This window comes from Helcococcus sp. KG196 (genome assembly GCF_046035495.1).
GTDB classification, from domain to species: domain Bacteria; phylum Bacillota; class Clostridia; order Tissierellales; family Peptoniphilaceae; genus Helcococcus; species Helcococcus ovis.
In genome coordinates this window covers 42,816-52,133 of sequence record NZ_JBFNFI010000014.1, presented here as the reverse complement: position 1 = coordinate 52,133, position 9,318 = coordinate 42,816, and the positions used below count along the sequence as shown (strand labels likewise).

Annotated in this window: 8 protein-coding genes; 4 read left to right on the top strand and 4 right to left on the bottom strand. The window is 29.1% G+C overall.

The annotated features are described in order from the left end of the window. Window positions 1–297: 297 nt before the first annotated feature. From ABGF45_RS06540 to ABGF45_RS06530, 3 genes are all read right to left on the bottom strand, one after another. Complete coding sequence (locus tag ABGF45_RS06540) at window positions 298–573, bottom strand: GNAT family N-acetyltransferase (protein WP_408112795.1); 276 nt, start codon at window positions 571–573, stop codon at window positions 298–300. Window positions 574–706: 133 nt separating this feature from the next. Next, window positions 707–1,792 carry a S66 peptidase family protein gene (locus ABGF45_RS06535; RefSeq protein ID WP_408112794.1) on the bottom strand — a complete coding sequence of 362 codons (1,086 nt, stop codon included), beginning with the start codon at window positions 1,790–1,792 and terminating at the stop codon, window positions 707–709. 119 nt (window positions 1,793–1,911) lie between these two features. Beyond that, entirely contained in the window at window positions 1,912–2,601 is a 690-nt protein-coding gene (locus ABGF45_RS06530; RefSeq protein ID WP_408112793.1) for a lysostaphin resistance A-like protein, read from the bottom strand. A 201-nt stretch (window positions 2,602–2,802) separates the two neighbouring features. Between ABGF45_RS06530 and nrdI the strand changes: the two genes are divergently transcribed. Genes nrdI through nrdF form a run of 3 tightly spaced genes read left to right on the top strand, consistent with a single transcriptional unit; the run spans window position 2,803 to window position 6,323 of the window. Then, a complete protein-coding gene (nrdI, locus tag ABGF45_RS06525; RefSeq protein WP_134711823.1) occupies window positions 2,803–3,177 on the top strand; it encodes a class Ib ribonucleoside-diphosphate reductase assembly flavoprotein NrdI in 375 nt (124 codons plus the stop codon). Continuing rightward, window positions 3,170–5,275 (top strand): class 1b ribonucleoside-diphosphate reductase subunit alpha, encoded by a 2,106-nt coding sequence (gene nrdE, locus ABGF45_RS06520; protein ID WP_408112792.1) that lies wholly within the window; start codon window positions 3,170–3,172, stop codon window positions 5,273–5,275. Before nrdI ends, nrdE begins: the two co-directional genes overlap by 8 nt. Window positions 5,276–5,285: 10 nt before the next feature. Continuing rightward, window positions 5,286–6,323 (top strand): class 1b ribonucleoside-diphosphate reductase subunit beta, encoded by a 1,038-nt coding sequence (gene nrdF, locus ABGF45_RS06515; RefSeq protein WP_134711825.1) that lies wholly within the window; start codon window positions 5,286–5,288, stop codon window positions 6,321–6,323. Window positions 6,324–6,371: 48 nt separating this feature from the next. Here nrdF and ABGF45_RS06510 read toward each other — a convergent pair whose 3' ends face one another. Continuing rightward, complete coding sequence (locus ABGF45_RS06510; RefSeq protein ID WP_408112791.1) at window positions 6,372–8,081, bottom strand: YSIRK-type signal peptide-containing protein; 1,710 nt, start codon at window positions 8,079–8,081, stop codon at window positions 6,372–6,374. Between the two features lie 344 nt (window positions 8,082–8,425). On the opposite strand from ABGF45_RS06510, the gene ABGF45_RS06505 reads away from it, so the two are divergent. After that, on the top strand, window positions 8,426–9,280 hold the full coding sequence (locus ABGF45_RS06505; RefSeq protein ID WP_408112790.1) for a DegV family protein: 855 nt from the start codon (window positions 8,426–8,428) through the stop codon (window positions 9,278–9,280). Window positions 9,281–9,318 lie beyond the last annotated feature (38 nt).

The following is a 9,318-nucleotide window of genomic DNA, read 5'->3' as shown; positions in this document are numbered from 1 at the left end:
GGAATTGCCGTTTTCGGCAATTCCGTCTGCTTTTTGAAGCATTGTCGACGAACTTAACCCTAGTTTTACGGACAAATTCGCTATATTCCCATTAACAATCTGCCCCATTACCATATGCAGTAATTTATCCACTTCCAAATGATGCATATACCCCACCAAACACACTATTCCGCCAAACCATGCTATTTTCCCCAACTATACTATTCTCACTGCCAGTCTTTAACTACTGTTTATATTAAAAAATCCTTAGATTTATCCAACTTCTGATAGTTCGAATAAAATCTAAGGATTTGTCTTTTATGCTAATAAATCTCTATACTCTTCTTTTTTATCAAATTCTGTTTTCACGAAAGAACATATAGGATGTATCTTCACTCCTTCTTTTCTTGCATTTTCAACAAGGCATTCGACTAATTTTGAACCGATTCCTCTTCCCCCATATTCTTTTTCGACTGCTGTGTGATTTGCAATCCATTGGCCATTTAAATGATTATATGTGCAAACTCCAACCAGTTTATCTGAATCGTATGCTGCTGATCTATTTTTATCTTTTTCAAATACTATCTTAATCATAAATATACCTCTTTTCTGTTTTTTTATACTTGTTTTATACCCAAAAAGGTCAAATATATTCATGACAATATTAATCTTATCACAAGGCTCCTAATCCCAGTTAAATATATTTTAACCATAAATACATTAAAGTTTATTCTTTTTGAAAAATGGATTCTATGACTTTTAATTTTTTATTGTCAAAATCAATCTCTATTTCACAGCCTAAAGGAATTATACATCTAGGATATGAATGTCCGAAGTTTACATTGTATAAAACTGGTGTATCTAGATTTGAAAATACCTTATTATATATTTCCTTGTACTCCTCATAATATGTTTCATCAACGGGTTTTCCAACTATAACAGCTTTAACTGCTTCCAAAATTCCCCTATTTTTAAATTCTATAAGAATGTTTTCTAATTTTTCCGGATGCATCTTTTCACCACTTGTTTCTATAAACAGAACTTTTTCTTTCCATTCTTCAAGCGTAGGTAAAACTGCATATTTTTCAACTACTTGTGAAACTCCTCTTCCTATAAAGTCTAACAGAGCATCTCCAATTGTGTCTAAACAACCACCATATAATTTGCCGGTTACTTTACCTTTGGAGTTATTTAAGACTTCAAATCCATGTGTTTCTTGTCTTCTTGGTCTTTTTACACCCAATTGATCCGGTCCGTAACTATCTCGATCCAGATACCAAATGTCAGCACTTTCTATTTCGAATCCGTCATTTTCTTCAAAATATAAATCAAAATATTTTCTTGTATAAGGTAAAATATCATCTTCCAACTCTGCAATGTCTACTAAGTATGCAGGCCCATAAAATGTATTTAAGCCTAATTTTTGAAACATTAAATGATTCATAGTCGTATCGGAAAAACCTGTAAATAGTTTAGGTTTTTCCTTTACTAATCTAATAAATTCTTCATCTTCTAATAAAAATTCATATGTCCTATATGTGTCAAGTCCACCTATAGCAGTCATAATGGCTTTAATGGAGTCGTCCTTAAATGCAGCCTTTAAGTCTTCAGCTCTAGCTTGTGGATTTTCATCCAAATATTTTATTCCCTTTTTAGAATTTGGCATATAAACAACTTCCAAACCATATTGCTCTTCCAATCTTTTTTTAGCCAAATCTCTTTGATGCTTTGTAAACTCTTCACCTAAAATTCCTAATGATAGACTTACAATAGCAATTTTATCGCCTCTTTTTAATTTTTTCGGTTTAATCATTATAATTTATCAGAATTATATTAAATTCTACACTCCTTCTCTAATTAAATTTTTATTTTTAACTATTTAAATCACATTATAATTTATAATAGTAAAAATAAATTAAACATTTATACACTCTATTTTTTTATTCGCTTAAATAAAACAAATGTAATTATAATTTCCACTAAAACAAATATTAAAAATAATATTTGCACAATTAGATGCTGTTTACTTATACCACTTAAAAGCACATAATCCCAAGTCGCATGATAAATTACAATCAATAATATATTTTTAGTGTATTTATAAACTGTTGCAAAAAATAATCCTGCAACAAAAGTGGAAATTAATTGTGATAAAACTTGATTAAATGCAAGTCCTCCCAATATATTAACTGCATGCAACAATGAAAAAGCTGATGCTGATATTATCAATGCTTTTGTAAACCCTTTTTCTTTATGTAAATTAGTAAACACAACTCCCCTATATATAAGTTCTTCACTTATGCCTACAAGTATAGCTCCAATCAAAGGTACAAAAAATGAAGTTGAAAAACTAAATTTTTTATAAATTGTAAAAATACCTATAGATAGCAACGCAGCAAATAGACAATTAACAATAATACAATTTGACTTGTCGGTATCAATATCTACTCTATATTTGCTATAAATTATTAAAGAAAATATAGTCAAAACAGATAAAAATGGCAATATCATCTTGATAAAGTTTGGATTACTATATTCTACATGATAAATATGTTTTGATACGAAAATACCAAGTGCCATGATAAATGTATAAATTAATAATATTTTATAAACTTTTTTCATAATTTTATATTAAGGTAATCCTTAACCCTCCTTCTTTTATATTGAATTATACCATATTTTCACCATTTAGGCATATTAAATTATCCTGCTATATAAACTATATATCGTGTTTAAATATAAAAATAGCACTATATATTGTATTTAAATCTTGAAATATAACTTTATATAGTATATAATCAGAAATAAATATTTGGAGGATATATGTATATAATAGTAGATTCAATCACCGGCAATTCAATAAAATTCGCAATTAAAACAGGATACACATACATGAAAGTCAAGGATAGAAAAAATATAAAAGAAGGAGATAAGTTTTTACTAATTACAAGATGTCAAAATTTTGGTGAAATTCCGATGAATACACAACTTCTTTTAGATAAATATCACGATCAGTGCATAGGTGTTGCAGTTTCAGGTAATAGAAATTGGGGAAAACATTTTGGTATATCCGGAGATTTAATCGAAAAGCAATACAATATTAAATGTATATTAAAATTTGAAGGTACAGGTTATCCTCACGAAGTTGAAATTGTAAAAAAATTTATTGAACAATATGAAAGGGAGCATAATGATTAACGAAAATACAAATATTTCACCATGGATATTACTTAATAATCAAGTAATTGATGGTGAAGGAAATATAAAAGATTTAAGTAAAGATAAGGAAGCGGCACGTTCTTATTTTTTAAATGAGGTAAACAAAAAAACAAGGTTTTTTCACTCTTTGGAAGAAAAAATTGAATATCTTACAGAAAATGAATATATTGAAAAAGAATTTTTAGAAAAATATTCAATGGAAGAAATTAAGCAAGTTTTTGAATATGCCTATGCTAAAAAATTTAGATTTCCAACGTATATGGGGGCATTTAAATTCTATAATGACTACGCATTAAAATCAAAAGATCACGCAGAGATTTTAGAAAGATATGAAGATAGACTTTCATTTATAGCACTTTATCATGCAGATGGAAATATTGAAAAGGCAATGGAATTGATTAAAAGATTAATCGCACAAGATTTTACCCCTGCAACACCTACATTGTTAAACACAGCTAAAAAGCATAGAGGCGAATTTGTTTCTTGTTTTTTATTGGAAATAAATGATTCTCTAAACGATATAGCAAGAGGTTCTGAATTTGCAATGCAGCTTTCAAAAATTGGTGGAGGAGTTTCTCTGCATCTATCAAATCTAAGAGCAAAGGGTGAAACTATAAAAGGTCACCCAAATGCTGCAAAGGGTGTAGTAGGAGTAGCAAAATTGCTTGATAATGCTTTTAGATATGCTGACCAAATGGGACAAAGACAAGGTGCCGGTGCCGCATATTTAAATATTTTTCATGCGGATATTGAAGATTTTATCTATACAAAAAAACTTAATGCTGATGATGATATAAGGCTTAAAACTCTTTCACTGGGAGTTGTGATACCTGATAAATTTTTGGAACTTGCTAAAGAAGATAAGGATATGTATCTATTTTATCCAAAAACTGTTTATGATGAATATAAAATACCGTTTGGAGACTTAGCAATTCACATTGATAAATATTATGATGAAATGGTAGAAAATCCAAGAATCAGAAAGAAAAAAGCAAACCCAAGAAAATTACTTGAAATGATTGCTCAAGTGCAAGGCGAATCAGGATATCCATATATCATGTATGCTGATAATGTAAATAATTCAAATCCACTAAATAGAGATGTAAAATTCTCTAATTTATGTACAGAAATATTACAGCCATCAGTAGTTTCAACATATGCCGACTATGATAAGAGAGATTTAGACGAAATCGGTCAAGATATCTCATGTAATTTAGCAAGTGGGCATATGGCAAATATGATGAACAATAAATCAATAAAAGAAACAGTATTTGCTGCTATGGATATTATGAATTCAGTAAGTGAAAAAACTAATTTATCATATATTCCAAGTATTGCAAAAGGAAATAATTTAATGAGGTCTGTTGGATTCGGTATCATGGGGCATCATGGATATATAGCTGAAAAGAAAATATACTTTGGCTCAAAAGAGGACTTAGAGCTAATAGATGTATTCTTTAATATTGTAAATTACTGGTCGTTAGTTCATTCTATGAATAAGGCAAAAGAAACCGGGTTAAAATTTGATAAATTTGAAGAAAGCGACTATGCTTCCGGAAAGTATTTTGAAAACAGAGGTGAAATTTTGCCAAATACAGAAAAAGTAAAAGAATTATTTGAAGGCATTTACATTCCTACTGATGAAGATTGGAAAAATCTAAAAGAAGATGTAATGAAATATGGACTATACAATTCTAACAGACTTGCAGTAGCTCCAAACGGAAGCTCCGGATATGTAATGAGTGCAACTCCTTCTATTACACCGATAAAGCAGTTAATTGAAGAAAGAACTTACGGAAATTCTAAATCCTACTTCCCGGCTCCTGCATTGGATAAGTCATTACACTACTATACAACGGCTTATGAAATGAATAAATACAAGATAATAGATGTGATTGCAACAGCTCAAAAGCATGTAGATCAGGCAATATCGTTTGAATTGTGCATAACAAGTGATTTGACAACAAGAGATTTACAAAGATTTTACCTATATGCTCATTATCAAGGAATTAAGACACTTTATTACACAAGAACTCAAAAGCTTAAAGTAACTGAATGCGAAGCTTGTTCAATTTAAGGAGATAATTATGACACATATTTACACAGGTGCAAACTGGAATAACAACGACGACGAATTTACACAATTATTTTATCAACAAAATTTATCACAATTTTGGAGACCTGAAGATATTTCTCTACAGTCCGACTTAAATGTATGGAATACTCTTCCGGAACATGTAAAAAAAGCTTATGTTAGAAATTTACAGGTTTTGACGTTTTTAGACACTTACCAAGGTGATATAGGGATGCCTGTAGTTTCACGTTCTTTAGATGATGACCAACATCAAAGAAAAGCGATAATAAACTTCATGGCAGCTATGGAAAATGCTGTGCATGCAAAGTCATATTCCAATATTTTTATGACATATCTAAACGGTAGTGAAATAGACGAGTTATTCAAATGGGGTGAAAATAACAAAGAATTACAAGCATTTCTAAATTTAATCGTAGGACAATATAAAGATCTTGACAAATTAACTTATGAAAAAAATTACGGATTTAAAAAAGTAGACCCGTTAAAGTTTAAGATTGCTCAATATAAAGCCTGCGTTGCATCAACATTTTTAGAAACATACTTGTTCTATTCTGGCTTCTACTATCCACTATACTTCTACGGACAAGGCAAACTAATGCAAGCCGGAGAAATTATAAACCTAATTTTAAGAGATGAATCCATACATGGAGTTTATATCGGGAAAATAGCAATAGAACTTTATAGAGAATTTGACGAAAAATTACAAAAAAAATTACACTCTTGGGCAATGGATTTAATGAGTAAACTATATGGTCATCAATTAACGCTAATCGAAAGTATATATGACGAAGTGGGCTTATCTCATGACGTTAAGGTATTTGTCAGATACAATGCAAATAAAGCACTGATGAATATAGGTTTTGACCCATATTTTGAATATGAAGAGGTAAATCCGGTTATATTAAATGGTCTAAATACTGAAACAAAAACTATGGACAATTTCTCAATGAAGGGCAATGGATATCAAAAAATGGTTACCGAATCAATAAAAAATGAAGATTTTGAATTTAAAAAACCTAAAATTAAATAAAAAAGAAAATAAAAAATTCCGACTTATAAATCGGAATTTTTTTATTTATTATTCATCTTTTTTTCTTGTTGCAACTAATGCTGCTCCTGCTGCTAATGCAGTCACTACACTTGTTATTACACCTAAATCTCCTGTTTCAGGATTTTGTTTATTTTCAGATGGTTTTTGTTGTGGTTGTGGTTTAATTTCTGGCTTATTATTTGAATCTTTATTTTCAACAACTGTTAATGTTGTCTTTAAGATTGAAGAATAATATTTATCTGTCTCTTTTGATACCACTTCTACTACATATTTTCCTAATGGCAATGTTTCCAAGTAGGAATTTTTCAATGTAACCATTGTGCTTCCATCTTTCACTTCGTAATTTGAAGGATCTAATACTTTTCCACCAACTCTAATTTCTACAAATGATGAAATTTCTGCATCTGTCTTGATTACTACATCTTTCATCGAACCTTTTACATATTTTACTGATTCTTCAGTTAATAGATGTGGTTTTATCTTTGTATTGCCAGGTTTTTGTTGTCTTATTTTATCTAATTGAGATTTTCTACCTTCCAAATCTTCTTTCTTCCAAGCATCCGATAGACCTTCTAAATCTTTATTTATTTTAGCTCTCTTTTCTTTTTCTTTAGCTTCTTTTAGTAGTCTTTCTCTTTCTGCTTGTCTATGTGCTTTTTCTCTTTCTTTAGCTTCTTTTAGTAGTCTTTGTCTATTTTGTTCTCTTTCGCCTTTTTTATCTGTTTTAGTCCAAGCATCTGATAGACCTGAAAGTTCTTCGTTGATACGTTTCTTTTCTGATTCATTTTTTTCTTTTGCAATATCTAATGCAATATCTAAACTGTCATCAGTATCTGAATCTATAAGTACAACCTTATAATCATCTTTTTGTTTTTTGCTTAAATATTTTAAGGATTTGATTTTATCAAAAGCTTCCTTATTTTTATTGTTTCTTTCTTCTGCAATTTCAGAAACTACTTTGTTGCTTTCCGCATTATCATCAGTAAGTACTGCTTTATAGTCATTTTTCTTTCTTTCACTCAAATATTCCAACTTATCAATTTTATTGTTTACTTGATACTTTGTGTTATTTGCTTCAACTATATTATGCATTTCTGATTCAGCTTTTTCTATCTTTTGAGTCAATTCTTTATTAAGCTCTTTTTCCTTTTTCTTTTGTTCAGATGAATCATGACTATTTCTTATATCTCTTTGTTTAGCTTCTACTTCTCTTTCTAAATCCTTTAGCTTTTCTGTTAATTTAGATACTACGTCAAAATATTCAGCTCCAAATCTTGAACTTGTCATATAAGATGATCTTACTCTATCAACGTAATCTCTTAATTCTTCTAATTTTTCTTCTACTTTTTCTGATAATTCATTTCTTTCAGTGTTTTCTTTTTTAGCTTCTTCAGATATTTTATTTATACTTGATTTAAATTCTTCAAGCTTATCTTTACTTCCTTGAACTTCAGCAATTTTTTTTATAAATTCTGTTTGTTCTTCTTTAGATAATTCTTTTAATTCTCTAATTTTCTTAATAACATCTCGTCTTGCAATAAACACTTCAGGATCTATTTGTTCATCTTCTCTCCAAATATCCTGAGCATAAGCTACTGCCCCATTGGAAAAATCAGCTCCATAGATATTGGAAACTCCAAGTATAGTAAATGCCCCTACTACAACAGAAACTACCCCTATAGATAATTTTCTTATAGAATATCTTAATATTCTATTTCGATTATTTTTTCCTTTCATATTTTCTCCTCCTCAATATTTTCTGCAATTCAAATGTATATAAGCTTTACGTGTTTAATTATTATATACAACTGTATAATTATTATATATAACAAACAGAATAATTTTTCAATACTATTGAGTTTTTATGTATGTAAAAATCTAATTTTATTAATAATTTTTAATAAATGAAAAATAATCAATTTTTTCACTTATTTTGCTTGAGTTTATTTTTATGAAATAGTATATATTTTTCTATTTAATAACATATATTTTTAATTAAGTTTATAATGCACATTAAATCCCCACAATTGATTTATATAATACAATGCATTATAATATTTATAATGATACAAGGAGGATTAATGAAAAAGATAATTTTAAGTGCTGATTCGACATGTGATTTATCGTCTGATTTGTTAGAAAAATATAAGATTCATACATTGCCATTATACATTAATTTGGATGATAAAGAATATAAAGATATGATAAATATCACACCTGATTTTATATATGATTATTATGACAAAAACAAAATTTTACCTAAAACTGCTGCTCCAAGCATTGGTGACTATCTAGGTCACTTTGAACAATGGAATAATGAAGACTATGATATTATTCACGTAAGCATAGGCTCAGGTATATCAGCTTCATATCAAAACGCAACTTTAGCAGCAAATGAGTTGGATAATGTATATGTAATTGATTCAAAGTCTCTTTCAACCGGTTCCGGTGCTTTATTGGTTGAGGCATATGAAATGATTAATGAAGGAAAGTCGACCGATGAAATAGTTGAAAGATTGAAGGAATTGAGAGAAAAATTAGATGTAAGTTTTATTATTGATTCTCTAACATATTTAAGAGAAGGCGGTAGATTAACTGCTTTACAAGCTTTCGGTGCTAACTTACTAAATATTAAGCCAAGCATATTTGTTTCATCACAAAAAAATGGACAAATGGATGTGGGAAATAAATACAGAGGAAATATAAATAAGGTATTTATAAAATTTTTCAAGGACAAACTCGAAGATAATGATGAAATTGATTTAAGACGCATATATCTTACACATTCCGGAGCAGATGAAGCCGATATCGAATTAGCTAAAAATACTATTTCATCTCTTAAAAATTTTGAAGAAATAATTGTAAACAAAGCAAGTTGTACAATATCTTCACATTGTGGTAGAAATACCTTTGGAATAATTTTCTTAAAGAAATAGATTGCCGAGCTATTGACATTAATAATATAAGTAAGATG

Coding starts and splice junctions, on each gene's coding strand:
- ABGF45_RS06540 (WP_408112795.1), bottom strand. CDS start 573: ATGATTAAGATAGTATTTGAAAAAGATAAAAATAGATCAGCAGCATAC.
- ABGF45_RS06535 (WP_408112794.1), bottom strand. CDS start 1,792: ATGATTAAACCGAAAAAATTAAAAAGAGGCGATAAAATTGCTATTGTA.
- ABGF45_RS06530 (WP_408112793.1), bottom strand. CDS start 2,601: ATGAAAAAAGTTTATAAAATATTATTAATTTATACATTTATCATGGCA.
- nrdI (WP_134711823.1), top strand. CDS start 2,803: ATGTATATAATAGTAGATTCAATCACCGGCAATTCAATAAAATTCGCA.
- nrdE (WP_408112792.1), top strand. CDS start 3,170: ATGATTAACGAAAATACAAATATTTCACCATGGATATTACTTAATAAT.
- nrdF (WP_134711825.1), top strand. CDS start 5,286: ATGACACATATTTACACAGGTGCAAACTGGAATAACAACGACGACGAA.
- ABGF45_RS06510 (WP_408112791.1), bottom strand. CDS start 8,081: ATGAAAGGAAAAAATAATCGAAATAGAATATTAAGATATTCTATAAGA.
- ABGF45_RS06505 (WP_408112790.1), top strand. CDS start 8,426: ATGAAAAAGATAATTTTAAGTGCTGATTCGACATGTGATTTATCGTCT.